Raw genomic sequence first — 16,756 nt, 5'->3', positions numbered from 1 at the left:
CCTGAATAACGGCCGAGGTGCGGATATCTTTTTCTTGACGGAGGCAACATGGAATTCCAGATGCTGGAAACGGAAACCAACGGCACCATCATCAAGGTGGTGGGCGTCGGTGGCGCTGGCGGCAATGCCGTGCAGCACATGATCAACCGCGGCGTGCAAGGCGTCGACTTCATTGTGATGAACACGGACGCTCAGGCGCTCTCGCGTTCGCGCGCGTCTGCCGTGATCCAGCTGGGCAACACGGGTCTGGGCGCTGGCGCGAAGCCCGAGATGGGCCGCGCGGCAGCGGAAGAAGCACGCGAGCGCATCGCCGACGCACTGCGTGGCGCGCACATGGTGTTCATCACCGCGGGCATGGGTGGCGGCACGGGTACGGGCGCAGCACCGGTGGTCGCGCAGATCGCCAAGGAAATGGGCATTCTGACCGTTGGCGTCGTGAGCAAGCCGTTCGAATTCGAAGGCGGCAAGCGCATGCGCGTGGCAGAAGCCGGCTCGCAGCAACTGGAGGATCACGTCGACTCGCTGATCGTCGTCCTGAACGACAAGCTGTTCGACGTGATGGGCGATGACGCCGAAATGGATAAGTGCTTCCAGTGCGCGGACGACGTTCTGAACAACGCGGTTGCAGGCATCGCCGAAATCATCAATGTGGATGGCCTCGTGAACGTCGACTTCGAAGACGTGAAGACGGTCATGGGCGAGCAGGGCAAGGCGATGATGGGCACGGCCACGGTGGCCGGCGTCGATCGCGCGCGCCTCGCGGCGGAACAGGCCGTGGCGAGCCCGCTGCTCGAAGGCGTCGATCTGTCGGGTGCGCGCGGCGTGCTGGTCAACATCACGTCGAGCCGTTCGCTGCGCCTGTCGGAAACGCGTGAAGTGATGAACACCATCAAGAGCTACGCGGCCGACGACGCCACGGTGATCTTCGGCGCGGTGTACGACGACGCGATGGGCGATGCGCTGCGCGTGACGGTGGTGGCCACGGGCCTCGGGCGTGCAGCGAACAAGCAGCAGGCAGCGCCGATGACGTTGCTGCGCACCGGCACGGACAATCAGCCCGTTGCCGCTGTCCAGCACTCCTACGCGCCGCAGCAAGGCCAGACCGCCGATTACGGCGCGCTCGACACGCCGGCAGTCTGGCGCACGTCGCGCGACACCGCGGCTTCGCACGTTCAGGCGCTGCAGGAAAAGGGCGTCGACACGTACGATATCCCGGCGTTCCTGCGCAAGCAGGCCGACTAAGGCGCGCTGCGAGCGCAATTCTGCTGCGGTGCGGCGCCAAGCGGTATAGGTGCGCCCGCCCGCAGACGGAATGGCCGGCATGGTGCTGCAATGAAGGCGAGGAAGTGCCTCGGCGCCGCATCCGCGAGGATGCGAGGCAGGGCTGCCTGTCCGCTGCGTTTTGACGTGCGGCAAGTAGTGCAGGCATTCTCAGCCGGTAGCACAATGACGAGGTTTTTGGCGCGAGGTGTTCAACCGGGCGCCAACCGGGTCGCGAGCGTGCCGGAGCCGCATCGATGTGAAGGACGAGTCATGATCAAAGTGGGTGATACGCTGCCCGACGCAACGCTCTTCGAATTCATCGAAGACGAGCGTTCGGGCTGCACGCTAGGGCCGAACAGCATCGGCGTGCGCGAGCAGACGGCGGGCAAGCGCGTGGTGATCTTCGGATTGCCGGGTGCCTTTACGCCGACTTGTTCGGCAAAGCATGTGCCAGGTTATGTCGAGCAGTACGACGCGCTTCGCGCGGCGGGCGTCGACGAAATCTGGTGCGTGTCCGTCAACGACGCGTTCGTGATGGGCGCGTGGGGGCGCGATCAGCGGACCTCGGGCAAGGTACGCATGATGGCGGACGGCAGCGCGGCGTTCACCCGGGCGCTCGGTCTGGAGCAGGATTTGTCGGCGCGTGGCATGGGGGTCCGTTCCCAGCGCTACGCCATGGTGGTCGACGGCGGCGTAGTCAAGACGCTGAATGTCGAGGCACCCGGCAAGTTCGAAGTCAGCGATGCCGCGAGCATATTGGCCGCATTGAGCCTAACGTGAGCGCATTTGCCGCGTCTTCGTTGCCTTGGTGCAACGGGCCGGCGGCGCAAATGTGACGGGCAATTACCGCAAGCCGTGCGGGCCGCTGGCCGGGAACGCCTCCGTTCCGGTCATCGGCCCGTCTTGCAATCCGTGAGCGTAACAACGGGAAACAGATTGTCACGCCTGGGGTAACGACGGATTCCACAGACTTGGAGTATAATTCGTGCTATGAATTAAAAAGTCCCGATTGGGATTTTCAATGAGCAGAAAATTATGTTGAAGCAGCGAACCATCAAATCGATCGTGAAGACGGTCGGCATCGGCCTGCACTCGGGCCGCAAGGTCGATCTGACGCTACGTCCGGCGGCGCCGGATACGGGCATCGTGTTTTCGCGCGTGGATTTGCCGACACCGGTGGATATTCCCGCATCGGCGATGTCGATCGGCGACACGCGCCTCGCTTCCGTGCTGCAGAAAGACGGCGCACGCGTTTCGACCGTTGAGCACCTGATGTCCGCGTGTGCGGGCCTTGGTATCGACAACCTCTATATCGACGTCACGGCGGAAGAAATTCCGATCATGGACGGCAGCGCATCGTCGTTTGTGTTCCTGATCCAGTCGGCTGGCATCGAAGAACAGAACGCGCCCAAGAAGTTCATCAAGGTGAAGAAGCCCGTGGAAGTGCGCGACGGCGACAAGTTTGCCCGCCTGGACCCGTATTTCGGCTTCAAGCTGAAGTTCACCATCGACTTCCGCCATCCGGCCGTCGACAAGACGGGCCAGGCGCTCGAAGTCGATTTCGCGAATACCTCGTACGTGCGCGAGATCGCGCGTGCGCGTACCTTCGGCTTCGCGCATGAGGTCGAGACGATGCGCGAGCTGGGCCTTGCGCGCGGCGGCAGCATGGACAACGCGATCGTGCTGGACGAATACCGCATCCTCAACAACGACGGCCTGCGCTACGACGACGAGTTCGTGAAGCACAAGATGCTCGACGCCATCGGCGACCTGTATGTGGTAGGTCATCCGCTGCTGGCTTCGTACGATGCGTACAAGTCGGGCCATGGCCTGAACAACCTGTTGCTGCGCGAGCTGCTCGCGCATGAGGACGCTTACGAGATCGTTACGTTCGGCGACGCGCAGAAAGCGCCGCGCGGCTTTGGTTACGAGGCGCAAACGGCGTTTGCCTGATGTTTTTGTAACGTTTGCCCGATTCGCGCGGGGGTGTTGGCACCGGCCGCGCAAAAAAAGGTGGCTTGATGCCACCTTTTTTGTTTTCTCTTCGGCTTGCTCAACGTCGTTTCAAATGACGTGCGGCCATCTTCGCGAGCGCTTCTTGCAGCGGGGACGGCGGCAGGTTCTCACTGAGCGCGGCGAGCGCGGCTGCGCCCGCCGGCGTCATGCGCGCCTGCTTCGGCAAAGGCGCGTCTTTTACCGCCTGCGGGCGCACGCGGATGCGCACGCCGTCCAACGCCCAGCCGCGCGTCTGCAAATCGGCCACGAGGCGCGGCTCGAGGTGCCGCAGTCGGGCAGCCAGCGCGTTGTGCGCCGCGAACAGGGCGAGCTTGCCGTCCTTGATGAAACCGGGTTCCACGCTCGCGGCCAGATAGTCGGGCAGCAGCGCGTCGAGATCGCGCTGGATGGCCGCGATCTGCTCGACGCCGGCGCGCAGCGGGGCGAATGCATCGGTGCGGCTCAGAACTTCGGCGAGCGGCTGCGGCGTGCGTGGCGAGGCAAATTTGCGCGACTTACCCGGCCTGGCAGCAGGGCCTGACGCAGCCGTAGTACCTGAAGTACGCACAGGAGCGGCGGCTGCGGCATCCGGCCTTGAAAACGGCGAGAAACGGCTCATGTGAGGAGAAGATAGGGCGCGCGGGCTGCGCGGTGTGATTGCCATTGTAGCCTGCGCACTTTGCCCTAACGCGCCTTGCCGCCATTTGGCCAGGTCCCGCCTGGCCACAAGCTGACGAGCCATGCGGGACGAATGCGCCTGCCGGCTGCGCCGGGGGCTCGCGGGGCGCGCCAGCGCGGGCGTTGCGCGCGGCATCCTTCAAGCGGCCGACACCGGCGGTGACCAGGGTGCGTGCTAAAATGCCCGATTCGAATCCACCAATTTGGGCTTAAGCCGCCGAGGTCCTTCCGATCCGGGTGCGTGGCGCGAGAATCGTTTGCAAACCCGGCGTATTCCGGGGGCTGAACCAGCCGCAAGCGCCGCAAGCGAACTGCGCAGGAATCCCGACCGAAGCCGCGACGCAGACACCGATCCGATGACCACCGGTTTCTTACAGAAAATCTTTGGCAGCCGCAATCAGCGCCTGATCAAGCAATACCAGAAGAAGGTCGCGGCGATCAACGCGCTCGAACCGACGATCGAGCAATACACCGACGAGCAACTGCGCGCAAAAACGGCCGAGTTCCGCGAGCGTGTGGCCAATGGCACGTCGCTCGACGAGCTGCTGCCCGAAGCGTTCGCGGTTTGCCGCGAGGCCAGCAAGCGCGTGCTGAAAATGCGCCACTTCGACGTGCAGCTGATCGGCGGCATGGTGCTGCATTACGGCAAGATCGCTGAAATGCGCACCGGCGAAGGCAAGACGCTCGTCGCCACGCTGCCCGTGTATCTGAATGCGTTGTCAGGGCGCGGCGTGCACGTGGTCACGGTGAACGACTACCTCGCCCAGCGCGACGCCGAGTGGATGGCGCGTCTGTACAACTTCCTCGGGCTGTCCGTCGGCATCAATCTGTCGCAGATGGACCACGCCATGAAGCAGGAGGCGTACGCTTCAGACATCACCTACGGCACGAACAACGAGTTCGGCTTCGACTATCTGCGCGACAACATGGTCTACGAGACCGAGGCGCGCGTGCAGCGCGCGCTGAACTTCGCCGTAGTCGACGAAGTGGACTCGATCCTGATCGACGAAGCGCGCACGCCGCTCATCATCTCGGGCCAGGCCGAAGATCACACCGAGCTCTACGTGCGCATGAACGCGCTGCCGCCGCTGCTCGAGCGCCAGATCGGCGAAGAGAAGGCCGACGGCACGGGCGTCGAAAAGCCGGGCGACTACACGCTCGACGAAAAGGCGCGCCAGGTGTTCCTCACGGAATCGGGCCACGAGAAGGCCGAGCGCCTGCTCGCCGAATGGGGGCTGATCGGCCAGGGCGAGAGCCTCTATGCCGCGCAGAACATCACGCTGATGCACCACGTGTACGCCGCGCTGCGCGCGCACACGCTGTTCTTCAAGGATCAGCACTACGTGGTGCAGAACGGCGAAGTGGTCATCGTCGACGAATTCACGGGTCGCCTGATGTCGGGCCGCCGCTGGTCGGACGGTCTGCACCAGGCCGTGGAAGCGAAGGAGCACGTGAAGATCCAGAGCGAGAACCAGACGCTCGCCTCAATCACGTTCCAGAACTACTTCCGCATGTACGCGAAGCTTTCGGGCATGACCGGCACGGCCGACACCGAGGCGTACGAATTCAACGAGATCTACGGGCTCGAAACGGTCGTGATCCCGACCAATCGCCCGCCCAAGCGGATCGACAAGCAGGACCAGATCTACAAGACCGCGAAGGAGCGCTATGACGCGGTGATCCGCGACATTCGCGAATGCCACGAGCGCGGTCAGCCGGTGCTGGTCGGCACGACCTCGATCGAGAACTCCGAGTTGCTCGCCGACTTGCTCGTGAAGGCCGGTCTGCCGCACGAGGTGCTCAACGCGAAGCAGCACGCACGCGAAGCAGCCATCGTGGCCGAAGCGGGGCGCCCGAAACGCATCACGATCGCCACCAACATGGCGGGCCGCGGCACCGACATCGTGCTGGGCGGCAACGCGGAAAAGCAGGCCGCGTTCATCGAAGCCGACGAAACCATTCCCGCCGACGAAAAAGCGCGCCGCATCCAGCAGCTCCACGACGAGTGGCAGGCGCTGCACGATCAGGTGAAGGCCGCAGGCGGCCTGCACATCATCGGCACCGAGCGCCACGAGTCGCGCCGTATCGACAACCAGTTGCGCGGCCGCGCGGGCCGCCAGGGTGACCCGGGTTCGTCGCGCTTCTATCTGTCGCTCGAAGACCCGCTGCTGCGCATTTTCGCCGGCGACCGCGTGCGCGCGATCATGGACCGTCTCAAGATGCCCGAAGGCGAGGCGATCGAGGCGGGCATCGTGACGCGCTCGATCGAGTCGGCACAGCGCAAGGTCGAAGCGCGCAACTTCGATATCCGCAAGCAGCTGCTCGAATACGACGACGTGTCGAACGACCAGCGCAAGGTGATCTACCAGCAGCGCAACGAGTTGCTCGAAGCGAACGACATCACCGAAACCATCGGCGCGATGCGTCATGGCGTGATCACCGACATCGTGCGCCAGTTCGTGCCGCAGGGCAGCATCGAAGAGCAGTGGGACGTGCCCGAGCTCGAAGAAGTGCTGCGCAACGAGTGGCAGCTCGACCTCGCGATTCAGGAGATGATCAACGAGTCGTCGTCGATCGACGCCGATGAGATTCTCGAAGCCGTGCTCGCCGCCGCCGACGAAGCCTACGAGCAGAAGGTCGCGCTCGTGGGCCGCGAATCGTTCAGCGCGTTCGAGCGCTCGGTCATGCTGCAGACGCTCGACCGCAGCTGGCGCGAGCACCTCGCGGCGCTCGACCACCTGCGCCAGGGCATTCATCTGCGCGGCTATGCGCAGAAGAACCCGAAGCAGGAGTACAAGCGCGAGGCGTTCGAGCTGTTCGCCGCGATGCTCGACGCCGTGAAGACGGAAGTCACGCGCATCGTCATGAACGTGCAGATCCAGTCGCCGCAGCAACTCGAAGAAGCTGCCGAGCAAATCGAAGAGCGTGCCGGTCATCTGGAGAACGTCGAATTCCGCCATGCCGAATTCGCCGAAGCCGACGCGGCGCCCGCGGTCGCCGGGCCCGTGGCGGCGGACGCCGCAGCGGCCATGGTCGGCGCGGCCATGACTCATGCGCACGCCGCCATGCCGGACGGCCAGGACGTGCCGAAGGTCGGCCGCAACGATCCGTGCCCGTGCGGCAGCGGCAAGAAGTACAAGCAGTGCCACGGCAAGATCTCGTGATGGGCGCGGCGGCGCGTGTGCATTTTTTGCACGGCGTGCGCCGCTCGCCGCATGACGCGGTTTGACCGTTGACTCCGGTGGCCCGCGCTTTTTGGCGGGCCTTGTGTTTTGAATCCCGAATGCCGGCCCGGCTGACAGACGCCATGGCCGGCATTGCCATTTCGACAGGTCGCCACCATGGCTGTCAATTTCCCCTCGATCGATCCCGCACAACTTCATCCGGTCGCCGGCGTGACGCTCGGCTGGGCGGAAGCCAATATCCGCAAGCCCAACCGCAAGGACGTATTGGTGATTTCCGTCGATGAAGGCGCGAGCGTCGCGGGCGTGTTCACGCTCAACCGCTTCTGCGCCGCGCCGGTGACGGTCTGCCGCGAACATCTCGCGAAGGTGCGCGCGGGTGACAAGGGGATCAGGGCGCTGGTCATCAACACCGGCAACGCGAACGCCGGCACCGGCGAGCCGGGCCTCGTGAACGCGCGCGAAACTTGCGACGAGCTCGCGCGCCTCGCGGGTATCGAGCCTTCCCAGGTGCTGCCGTTCTCGACCGGCGTGATTCTGGAGCCGCTGCCGATCGAGCGCCTGAAGGCCGGCTTGCCCGCCGCGCTCGCGAACCGCAAGGCCGCGAACTGGTACGACGCCGCTCAGGCAATCATGACGACCGACACGCTGCCGAAGGCCGCGTCGCGCCAGGTCACGATCGACGGCCATACGGTCACGCTCACCGGCATCAGCAAGGGCGCGGGCATGATCAAGCCCAATATGGCGACCATGCTCGGCTTCCTCGCGTTCGACGCGAACGTCGCGCAGCCCGTGCTCGACGAACTCGTGAAGTACGTGGCCGATCGCTCGTTCAACTGCATCACGATCGACGGCGATACATCGACCAACGACTCGTTCATCCTGATCGCCTCGGGCAAGTCGAGCCTGCCCGCGATCACCTCGACGGACTCGCCCGCCTACGGCGCGCTGCGCGAGGCCGTGACCGAAACCGCGCAGACGCTTTCGCAGCTGATCGTGCGCGATGGCGAAGGCGCGACCAAGTTCATGACCGTGCAGGTGGAAGGCGGCAAGGACGTGGCCGAATGCCGCCAGATCGCCTATGCGATCGGCCACTCGCCGCTCGTGAAGACCGCGTTCTACGCATCGGATCCCAATCTGGGCCGCATTCTGGCCGCGATCGGCTATGCGGGGGTGACGGATCTGGATGTCGAAAAGATCGACCTCTACCTCGATGATGTGCTCGTCGCCAGGGCCGGCGGGCGCAACCCCGACTACCGCGAGGAAGATGGCCAGCGCGTGATGAAGAAGAGCGAAATTCTGATTCGCGTGCTGCTTGGCCGGGGCGATGCGCAGGCCACCGTGTGGACCTGTGATCTGTCGCACGACTATGTGAGCATCAACGCCGACTATCGTTCCTGATTCGATTTCCATGGACAAGCTCGAACAGTTTCTGACCCGTGCCGAAGCGCTGCTCGGCCGCCTCGAAGCCGTGCTGCCGCCGACTGCACCCGAAGTCGACTGGAACGCGGCAGTCGCATTTCGCTGGCGCAAGCGCCAGGGGCGTGGATACTTGCAGCCGGTGCCGGCCATCTCGACGATCTCGCTCGACGATCTGCAGAACATTGATCGGCAGAAGGGTCTCATCGACCGCAACACGCGCCAGTTCGTGCAGAAGAAGCCCGCGAACAACGTGCTGCTGACGGGCGCGCGCGGCACCGGCAAGTCGTCCCTCATCAAGGCTTGCCTGAACGCATATGCGCAAGACGGCCTGCGCCTGATCGAAGTCGACAAGGATGATCTGCACGATCTCGGCGATATCGTCGATTTGATCTCGATGCGCCCCGAGCGCTTCATCGTGTTCTGCGACGACCTCTCGTTCGAAGAGGGCGAGTCGGGCTACAAGGCGCTGAAGGTGGCGCTGGATGGCTCCGTGGCCGCCCAGGGCGACAACGTGCTGATCTACGCGACCTCGAACCGCCGCCACTTGCTGCCCGAGTACATGAGCGACAACGAGTCGTACAAGCACATGCCCGACGGCGAGATTCATCCGGGCGAAGTGGTGGAAGAGAAGATCTCGCTTTCCGAGCGCTTCGGCCTGTGGGTGAGCTTCTATCCGTTCAAGCAGGACGACTACCTGACGATCGTTGGCCACTGGCTGCGCCACTTCGGTTGCGGCGACGCCGAAGTCGAATCGGCGCGCGGCGATGCGCTCGTCTGGGCGCTGGAGCGCGGTTCGCGCTCGGGCCGCGTGGCGTGGCAGTTCGCGCGCGACTGGTCGGGCAAGAAGGCGCAAGAGGCATGAGCGATCAGACGAAGGATCCGGCGCGCCCGGTAACGGAGGTTGCCGTGGGCGTGCTGGTGCAACCCGACGGCCGTTATCTGCTGGCCCAGCGTCCCGAAGGAAAGCCTTACGCGGGCTATTGGGAGTTCCCGGGCGGCAAGCTCGAAAAGGGCGAATCCGTCGAGGCCGCGCTTGCGCGCGAACTGCACGAGGAACTGGGTATCGACGTGAAAGCGTGCCATTTGTGGCACACGCTCGAGCACGACTACCCGCACGCTTACGTGCGGCTCTACTTCTGCAAGGTAACGGAGTGGAGCGGCGAGCCGCATGGCCGCGAGGGCCAGGCGTTCGTCTGGCAATCGCTGCCCGCGAGCGTCGAGCCACTCTTGCCGGCGACTATTCCTGTGCTGGAATGGCTGGCGGCCGAGTAAGCCCGCTTCTCCAGTCGACGGCCAGAACGACAAAAGCCGCTGCGCAAACAACGTGCAGCGGCTTTTTTTGCGCCCTGCGCGGGCGCGGCGCTTTCATGAACCTGGCGACGGGGCCCGCCCGGGCTTACTGGCGCGTGTCCGTGGGCGGGGCTTCGTCGTCCGGCGGCGTATCGTCCTCGTTGCCGCCGATCCGGTACTTTTCGGCAGCCCACGCGCCAAGATCGATCTGTTTGCAGCGTTCGGAACAGAACGGGCGGAAGCGGTTTTCCGGCACCCAGCGGACATCTTTGCCGCAGGTCGGGCATTTGACGACAGTGATCATTCGTTAGATGGGCAAGAACAGCAAAAACAGCGCGCTTCACCAAGCGCGCAATTCATTCACAGGCTGCACAGCGTGAGCTGAAACGGCACATCCTGATCAACGGCGCGCGGACGCAAATTGCCGTCCTGCACGGTAAAGCGCACCCAGAGCATGTACTTGTTGGCGCTCGCTTCGGGAATGAAGTGCAATTCCGGTGCCACGCGAACCTGCATCAATTGATACGTGCGGCCGGACAGCATTTGCTGATAGCTGCCTTGCATCGCCATGACCTTCGATGCCTGGCCGGACTCGCGCGCAAGGCGCAGCACGATGCTCGCGGCGTCGCGCAGCGGCAAAAGGGGCGTGACCCACTTGGCGATGTCCTGGCGGCGCTGGTCGGCATGCAATTGCTGCCAGGCGTAATACGAAGGCAGGTCGAACTTGCAGGTGCCGCCCGGAATGATCGCGCGGCTGCGGATGCTGGTGAGCCATTCGTTGTCCGCGAGATGCTGGCCGGTTTTGCCCTGCATCTGTGTGAGGCCCGCGAGTGTTTGCTCGATTTCGCCAAGGACGGCTTCGAGCGCGTTCTGTTCGATGCCGGGATTGCCGCGGAACGGTGCGAGCGTCTGACGTTGCCTTTCGAGTTCCTTCATGAGGTCCGACTTGAGGTCGGCGCGGCCCGCGACTTCCGCGATTTCGAAGAGCGTCGTGAGCGCAACGTGATGTTCCCTCGGATCCTCCTGGGTCAGGAAAAACGTGAAACGCTCGAAGAGATCTTCGAGGCGCAGCAGCGTCCGGATTCGCTCGTTGAAGGGATACTCGTAAAGAATCAAGCGGGCTCGCCTCGGACGTGGTCGGTGAAGGATTGCAGCACATTCTAATGCCGGGAGTCTGTGGTCGCAATCGCGCGCCGTCCGTGCAAGCGCCCGATCCAGCGCATTTTTCCGACGAATGGGCATGGCTTGAGCCGCGAAACGCCGAGCCCCGCTGCATTGCGCGACGCGTGCGCTTTGGCGAGTGCTTTTACCCTTCTTTACCCTTCGTTACGCACGCGAAAGTACGAGGTAGCGCTGATGCAGTATTTCGACGTCCTGCGCGAGCGTTTCCAGCGTGGCGCCGTCGTTGACGATTACGTCGTCGGCGGCCGCGAGGCGCGCTTCGCGCGTGGCCTGGCGTGCGATGATCGCGAGCACTTGTTCGCGCGTGAAGCCGTTGCGGTTCATCACGCGCGCGATTTGCGTTTCCACGCTGCAATCCACGGCCAGAACGCGATCGACACGCGTTTTCCAGCTGCCGGACTCGACGAGCAGCGGCACCACCACGATTACATAAGGCCCTTTGGCCTCGCGCGTCTCGCGTTCAGTTTCCGCGCGGATCAGCGGATGCGTAATCGCCTCGAGCCGCTTGCGCGCCGATTCATCGCCGAACACGAGCGCGCGCATGCGTGCTCGGTCCATGGAGCCGTCTGCTGCGACGAATTCGGGGCCGAATTGCGAGGCGATCGAGGGCATCGCGATGCCGTGCGGCGCGGTGATGCGGTGCGCGATTACGTCCGTATCGACCAGCGGCACGCCGCGCGCAGCGAACAGGTCAGCGACGGTGGATTTGCCGCTGCCGATGCCTCCAGTCAAGCCAACCGCAATCATCGATTCATTCCTCTACACAAATACAGCATAAAGCGGCGTGCCCGCAAACAACGTGACGAGTGCGCCGGCGGCGAGATACGGCCCGAAGGGCAGCGGCTCCTCGAAGCGCATGCGTCCGCTCAAGGTGGCGGCGAGGCCCACCACGGCGCCGGTCACCGCGGCGATCACGACGATCTGAGGCAACGCGGCCCAGCCAAGCCAGGCGCCGAGTGCGGCGAGCAGCTTGAAGTCGCCGTGGCCCATGCCGTCGATGCCGCGCAGCAGGCGGAACAGCCAATAGACGCACCAGAGCGCGAGGTAGCCCGCTATCGCGCCAATCACGGCGGCGTGCAGATCGGAGAAGGTCCCGGCAAGATTCACGAGCAGCCCGGCCCAGATGAGCGGCAGGGTGATCGCGTCGGGCAGCAGATGATGTTCGAGGTCGATGGCGCTCGTCGCAACGAGCGACGCGCACAACGCGAATGCAGCAAGTGCCTTGCCCGTGGGGCCAAACGCAAGCAACGCAGAGGCGGCACACGCCGCGCCGGCGAGTTCGATCAGCGGGTAGCGCAGGCTCACGCGTGTGCCGCACTGCGAACAGCGGCCGCGCAGCGCGAGCCAGCTCAGGACGGGGATGTTCTCCCACGCGCGCAACACGTGACCGCAATGCGGGCAAGCGCTGCGTGGCAGCCACAGGTTGTAGCGCGCAGGCAGTCCGTCGTTTGGGTTGCAGTCCATGCAGGGCTCGTCGCTCGCGGATGCCTGGCCGAATGCTTCGGCGGCGTCCGCGCGCCACGCGCGCTCGAGCATGATCGGCAGTCGATGCACGACCACATTCAGGAAGCTGCCGACAACAAGGCCGATCACGATCGCGAAGCCCATCAGTACGCCCGGCGGCAGTGTGCCAAGCGTTGCAGCGAAGGATGCGGTTGAATCGACGGACGCGATCGATGCAAACGGCGCGACAGGCACAGTCGAATCCATCATGGAAGATGAAGGCGCGGCGACGACGGCAGACGAAAGGAGGGCTGGCATGGGCGGAGGACCGTAATCTGGCAGCGATGCTACACCACGTTGCCGAGTTGGATGATGGGAAGATACATCGCGACGACGAGGCCCCCGACCAGCGCGCCAAGCACCACGATCACGAGCGGCTCGCACAGGCTCGCGACGAGCGCGATCTTTTCGTCCACCTGACGGTCTGCGAGCGCGGCCACGTCGAGCAGCATGGCGTCGAGCGCACCCGATTCCTCTGCGACGGCAACGGGCTGGATCACGTCGGCCGGAAAGCAGCCTGCTGAACGCATGGCCGAGGCGAGGCGCTCGCCATGCCGCAGCCGCGCGCTGATACCCCCGCTTGCGTGGTCGAAGAAGGCGTTGCCGCTTGCATGCGCGAGCGAGTCGAAGGCATCGGCTAGCGGCGTGCCTGCGGCAAGCAGCGTGCCAAGCGCACGGCTCCAGGGTGCGGCGCACAGCGTGGTGAGCAGCGCGCCCACGAGCGGCAGGGCGAGCACGATGCGCCCGAACGTGAGGCGCGACGCTTCGGAGCGCCGCAACAGCGCGTGCAGCGCGAAGATGGCGCTGGCGGCACCGATGGCGGCGGGCCCGCTCCCGCGCGCGGCGGCGGCCGAGAGCATCAGCACGAATTGCGTTGGGGCGGGCAGCGCCGCGCCGAAACCGTCGAAGATCTGCTTGAAGGTAGGGACGACCCAGACCAGCAGCGCCGTCGTAATGGCAAGCGCGAGCAGCAGCACCGCGACCGGGTAGGTAAGCGCCGCGCGCACCTTGGCGCGCTGCGTTGCAGCGCGCTCGCGATCGTCGGCAATGCGGGCGAGCACCGCAGCGAGTGCGCCGGAAGCCTCGCCGACGGCAACGAGCTGGCAGTAGAGCGCACCGAACCGGGAAGGGTGTTGCGCGAGCGAGTCGGAAAAGCGCATGCCTGCAGTGATCTCGCGCGCGAGCGCGGCGGCGATGCGGGGCAGGCCGCGCGGCCCCGGCGCCTGGGCGAGCAGTTCGAGTGCGTTTGCGAGCGGCAAGCCGGCGCGCAGCAGGCTGGCGAGCTGACGCGTGAAGCGCGTGATGTCCGCCCGGCTCGCGCGCGGCTGCGGGGCTGGGCCGCGCCGCTCGAGCGCGGTCGCGGTGATGCGCTCGCGCCGGAGCGCGCCGCGTGCCGCCGCCGCGTCGAAAGCGATCAACGTGCCGCTTCGCACCGTGCCTGCGGCGTCGAGGCCGCGCCATGCGAAGCGCCAGTCGGACGGCGGCGGTGTGGGCTTCATGATGGAGTGTCCGTTGCGCAGAGCGCTTCGGCGAGGCTTGTCGTGCCGTCGCGCACACGTGCGAGCGCCGCGTCGCGCAGCGTAGCGACGCCTTCCGCGCGAGCCTGGCGCGCGATCTCGTGCGCACTGCGTTGCGCGACGATCAATTCGCGCATGGCAGTGCTGACCGGCATCACCTCATGAATGCCAATGCGTCCCCGGTAGCCGATGCCATGACACGCCTCGCAGCCGCGCGCGACAAAGGGTTGGGCTTCGTTCTGCGTGTCGTCGCCCTGGCTGCAAGCGAGGCCGGCTGCATCAAGCGCCGCCGCCGATTCATCGGCTCTCGCGCGGCATTGCGGACACAGGCGCCGCACGAGCCGCTGTGCCGTGACGAGCCGCAACGCAGCGGCGAGGTTATATGGCTCCACGCCGATGTCGATGAGCCGCGCTACCGCAGCGGGCGCATCGTTGGTATGGAGGGTCGAGAGCACGAGATGCCCGGTCTGTGCTGCCTTGACAGCGACGCTGGCGGTTTCTTCATCGCGAATCTCGCCGATCATGATGACGTCCGGATCCTGGCGCAGCAGCGCGCGCAGCGCCAGTGCGAAGGTGAGCCCGGCCTTCTCGCGCACATTGACCTGATTGATGCCCGCGAGCTGAATTTCCGCAGGATCCTCGACGGAGCAAAGATTGCGCGAGGCATTGTTGAGCATCTGGAGAAAGCAATAGAGCGATAGCGTCTTGCCGCTGCCGGTCGGACCTGTGACCAGCACGAGGCCGTGCGGCGCACTGATTGCCGCATCGAGCGTTTGCTGCTGCGTTTTGTCGAGGCCGAGCGCTGCGAGCGAGAGATCGACAGGCAAGGCTTCGAGCCGGCGCAGCACGAGCTTTTCCCCATGCAGCGTAGGCAATGAGTTCACCCGGTAGTCTTCGTGCGCCTGTGTTGCGCCGCGCGGCGCGAGCCGCAGGCGCCCGTCCTGGGGAATGCGGCGCTCGGCGATGTCCATGCGCGCGAGCACCTTGATGCGCGTGACGAACGCGTCACGCAGGTGCGCAGGAGGTCGCGCGGTTTCGTGCAATACGCCATCGATGCGCAGGCGGATGCGCCAGCCGTGTTCTAGCGGCTCCACATGCAGATCGGAGGCGTTGCGCCGTGCGGCTTCGCGCAGCGTTTCGGAGAGCAGGCGCACGGCCGGCGCGTCGTCGGGTGCCGCGGAGGTTTGCATGGTGAAGCCGGCTCGTGCGGTGCCGACAGAGGCCGCGCCATCGGAGGCGAGCGCTGAGCAGACCCGCGCAGTGCCTTGTGCGATGAAACGATCAGGAATGGAAAACATCGGTTGCCGGCCAGAAGCCGCCGTGAGCGAGAGACGGCTTCATCATCGGCTGGCGCAGGAGTGCGCGCCATTCAGCCGAACGGCTAGCGTCCCGGCAGCAGCTTCCTGGCTTTTTTCAGCGCGCCCGCGCCTTTATTCGGCTTCGTGCCCGGTTTGAAGAGCTTGACCGTGCGCACTGCCTGATCGTCGCTGCGCAGCACTTCGAGCTTCACGTCACCGATCTGCACGCACACGTCGCCCTCGGGAATCTCTTCGAGTACTTCGAGGATGAGGCCGTTGAGCGTTTTGGGTCCATCCGTCGGCAGCTTGATATGCAGCCAGCGATTGAGTTCGCGCAGGGGCATGCTGCCCGGCACGATGCACTCGCCCTGATCGTTCCAGCCGCCGCGCCCCGTGCCGCTGCGCGGCATGGTGGTCGTGAACTCGCCGATCAGCTCTTCGATGATGTCCTCGGGCGTGACGAGCCCTTCCATCTCGCCATATTCGTTCACAACGAGCGCGATGCGATGACGGCTTTCCTGGAAGTACTGAAGTTGCTGGAACACGGGCGTGCCGGTCGGCACGAAGTACGGCTCGGCGAGCAGCTCGCGCAGGGTCTCCCGCTCGAAGTCCTGGTTGTGCAGCGCGGCCAGCGTCTTGCGCACGTGCAGCACGCCGAGCACGCGGTCGATGTCGCCTTGATAGACGACGAGCTTGTTGTGATAGCAGGTTTCGAGTTGATGCAGGATGTCTTCGAGCGGCGCGTCGTAGTCGAGTGCCTCGATGCGCCGGCGCGGGATCATCACGTCGTTGACGGTGATGTTCTCCAGATCGAACAGGTTCAGGAGGATGCTGCGGTGCTTGGTGGGCATGAAGCTGCCCGACTCCAGCACGATGGTGCGCAACTCTTCGGTCGACAGCCGCTGCTCGTGCGCTTTGCTCGTGTTGATGTGCAGCACGCGCAGGATGGCGTTCGCGAACATGTTCACGAACCAGATGACCGGCTTGGTCACGCGCATGAGCGGCGCGATCAGCAGGCTCGCCGGCAGCGCGATTTTCTCTGGGAAGGTGGCGCCGACGATCTTCGGCGTGATCTCCGCGAAGACGATGATGAGGAACGCCACGATGCCGGTGGCGACCGAGAGCACGAGATTGTCGTGGCCGAACGTGTGCAGGGCGATCGAGGTGGTCAGGACCGGGATGATGGTGTTAAAGAGGTTATTGCCGATCAGGATGACCGAGAGCAGCAGGTCCGTGCGTGCGAGCAGGTTTTGCGTGGTCTTGGCGCCTAGCGCGCCGTGGTTCGCCAGATATTTCAGCCGATGGCGGTTGAGTGCCATCATCGCCGTTTCGGAGATGGAGAAGAAGCTGGAGCAGATGAGCAGGACGAAAATGGCGCAAATCTGCGCCCATAAAGGGAGGTGGTCCACGCTTCGAGACTGTGAGG

At 64.7% G+C, this 16,756-nt stretch carries 15 protein-coding genes; 7 read left to right on the top strand and 8 right to left on the bottom strand.

Features of this window, described 5'->3' with window-relative positions; genetic code table 11:
* The first annotated feature begins 48 nt into the window (after nt 1–48).
* The 3 genes from ftsZ to lpxC all read left to right on the top strand — a co-directional run bounded on the left by ftsZ (nt 49) and on the right by lpxC (nt 3,216).
* Complete coding sequence (ftsZ, locus tag P5W99_RS13010; RefSeq protein WP_035532933.1) at nt 49–1,242, top strand: cell division protein FtsZ; 1,194 nt, start codon at nt 49–51, stop codon at nt 1,240–1,242.
* Between the two features lie 291 nt (nt 1,243–1,533).
* Nucleotides 1,534–2,043, top strand: coding sequence for a peroxiredoxin (locus P5W99_RS13005; RefSeq protein WP_434661065.1), 510 nt, complete (start codon nt 1,534–1,536; stop codon nt 2,041–2,043).
* 255 nt (nt 2,044–2,298) lie between these two features.
* Nucleotides 2,299–3,216: a UDP-3-O-acyl-N-acetylglucosamine deacetylase gene (gene lpxC / locus P5W99_RS13000; RefSeq protein ID WP_421024808.1), complete on the top strand. Its 918-nt coding sequence runs from the start codon at nt 2,299–2,301 to the stop codon at nt 3,214–3,216.
* A gap of 100 nt (nt 3,217–3,316) precedes the next feature.
* Here the strand turns inward: lpxC and P5W99_RS12995 are convergent, their stop codons facing one another.
* Nucleotides 3,317–3,877: a DciA family protein gene (locus P5W99_RS12995; protein ID WP_434662597.1), complete on the bottom strand. Its 561-nt coding sequence runs from the start codon at nt 3,875–3,877 to the stop codon at nt 3,317–3,319.
* A gap of 415 nt (nt 3,878–4,292) precedes the next feature.
* On the opposite strand from P5W99_RS12995, the gene secA reads away from it, so the two are divergent.
* The 4 genes from secA (at nt 4,293) to mutT (ending at nt 9,812) form a co-directional block, all read left to right on the top strand.
* Complete coding sequence (secA, locus tag P5W99_RS12990) at nt 4,293–7,100, top strand: preprotein translocase subunit SecA (RefSeq protein WP_421024807.1); 2,808 nt, start codon at nt 4,293–4,295, stop codon at nt 7,098–7,100.
* A 177-nt stretch (nt 7,101–7,277) separates the two neighbouring features.
* Nucleotides 7,278–8,519, top strand: coding sequence for a bifunctional glutamate N-acetyltransferase/amino-acid acetyltransferase ArgJ (argJ, locus tag P5W99_RS12985; RefSeq protein WP_421024806.1), 1,242 nt, complete (start codon nt 7,278–7,280; stop codon nt 8,517–8,519).
* Nucleotides 8,520–8,529: 10 nt separating this feature from the next.
* On the top strand, nt 8,530–9,402 hold the full coding sequence (locus P5W99_RS12980) for an ATP-binding protein (protein WP_421024805.1): 873 nt from the start codon (nt 8,530–8,532) through the stop codon (nt 9,400–9,402).
* A complete protein-coding gene (gene mutT, locus P5W99_RS12975; protein WP_421024804.1) occupies nt 9,399–9,812 on the top strand; it encodes an 8-oxo-dGTP diphosphatase MutT in 414 nt (137 codons plus the stop codon). Before P5W99_RS12980 ends, mutT begins: the two co-directional genes overlap by 4 nt.
* Nucleotides 9,813–9,936: 124 nt before the next feature.
* On the opposite strand, the gene yacG is transcribed toward mutT, so the two are convergent.
* From yacG to P5W99_RS12940, 7 genes are all read right to left on the bottom strand, one after another.
* Nucleotides 9,937–10,134, bottom strand: coding sequence for a DNA gyrase inhibitor YacG (gene yacG / locus P5W99_RS12970; protein WP_035532945.1), 198 nt, complete (start codon nt 10,132–10,134; stop codon nt 9,937–9,939).
* A gap of 56 nt (nt 10,135–10,190) precedes the next feature.
* Nucleotides 10,191–10,946: a cell division protein ZapD gene (zapD, locus tag P5W99_RS12965; RefSeq protein ID WP_421024803.1), complete on the bottom strand. Its 756-nt coding sequence runs from the start codon at nt 10,944–10,946 to the stop codon at nt 10,191–10,193.
* Between the two features lie 210 nt (nt 10,947–11,156).
* Nucleotides 11,157–11,759: a dephospho-CoA kinase gene (gene coaE / locus P5W99_RS12960; protein ID WP_434661062.1), complete on the bottom strand. Its 603-nt coding sequence runs from the start codon at nt 11,757–11,759 to the stop codon at nt 11,157–11,159.
* A 12-nt stretch (nt 11,760–11,771) separates the two neighbouring features.
* Complete coding sequence (locus P5W99_RS12955; protein ID WP_421025274.1) at nt 11,772–12,722, bottom strand: prepilin peptidase; 951 nt, start codon at nt 12,720–12,722, stop codon at nt 11,772–11,774.
* Between the two features lie 80 nt (nt 12,723–12,802).
* Nucleotides 12,803–14,014, bottom strand: a complete 1,212-nt coding sequence (locus tag P5W99_RS12950; RefSeq protein ID WP_434661060.1) for a type II secretion system F family protein — start codon at nt 14,012–14,014, stop codon at nt 12,803–12,805.
* Complete coding sequence (locus P5W99_RS12945) at nt 14,011–15,222, bottom strand: GspE/PulE family protein (protein WP_421024800.1); 1,212 nt, start codon at nt 15,220–15,222, stop codon at nt 14,011–14,013. Before P5W99_RS12945 ends, P5W99_RS12950 begins: the two co-directional genes overlap by 4 nt.
* A gap of 191 nt (nt 15,223–15,413) precedes the next feature.
* Nucleotides 15,414–16,739 carry an HlyC/CorC family transporter gene (locus P5W99_RS12940; RefSeq protein WP_421024799.1) on the bottom strand — a complete coding sequence of 442 codons (1,326 nt, stop codon included), beginning with the start codon at nt 16,737–16,739 and terminating at the stop codon, nt 15,414–15,416.
* Nucleotides 16,740–16,756: the final 17 nt, after the last annotated feature.

The sequence above is a fragment of the Paraburkholderia sp. A3BS-1L genome (assembly GCF_051125215.1).
Lineage (GTDB): Bacteria > Pseudomonadota > Gammaproteobacteria > Burkholderiales > Burkholderiaceae > Paraburkholderia.
This window is presented reverse-complemented; position numbering and strand designations above follow the sequence as displayed.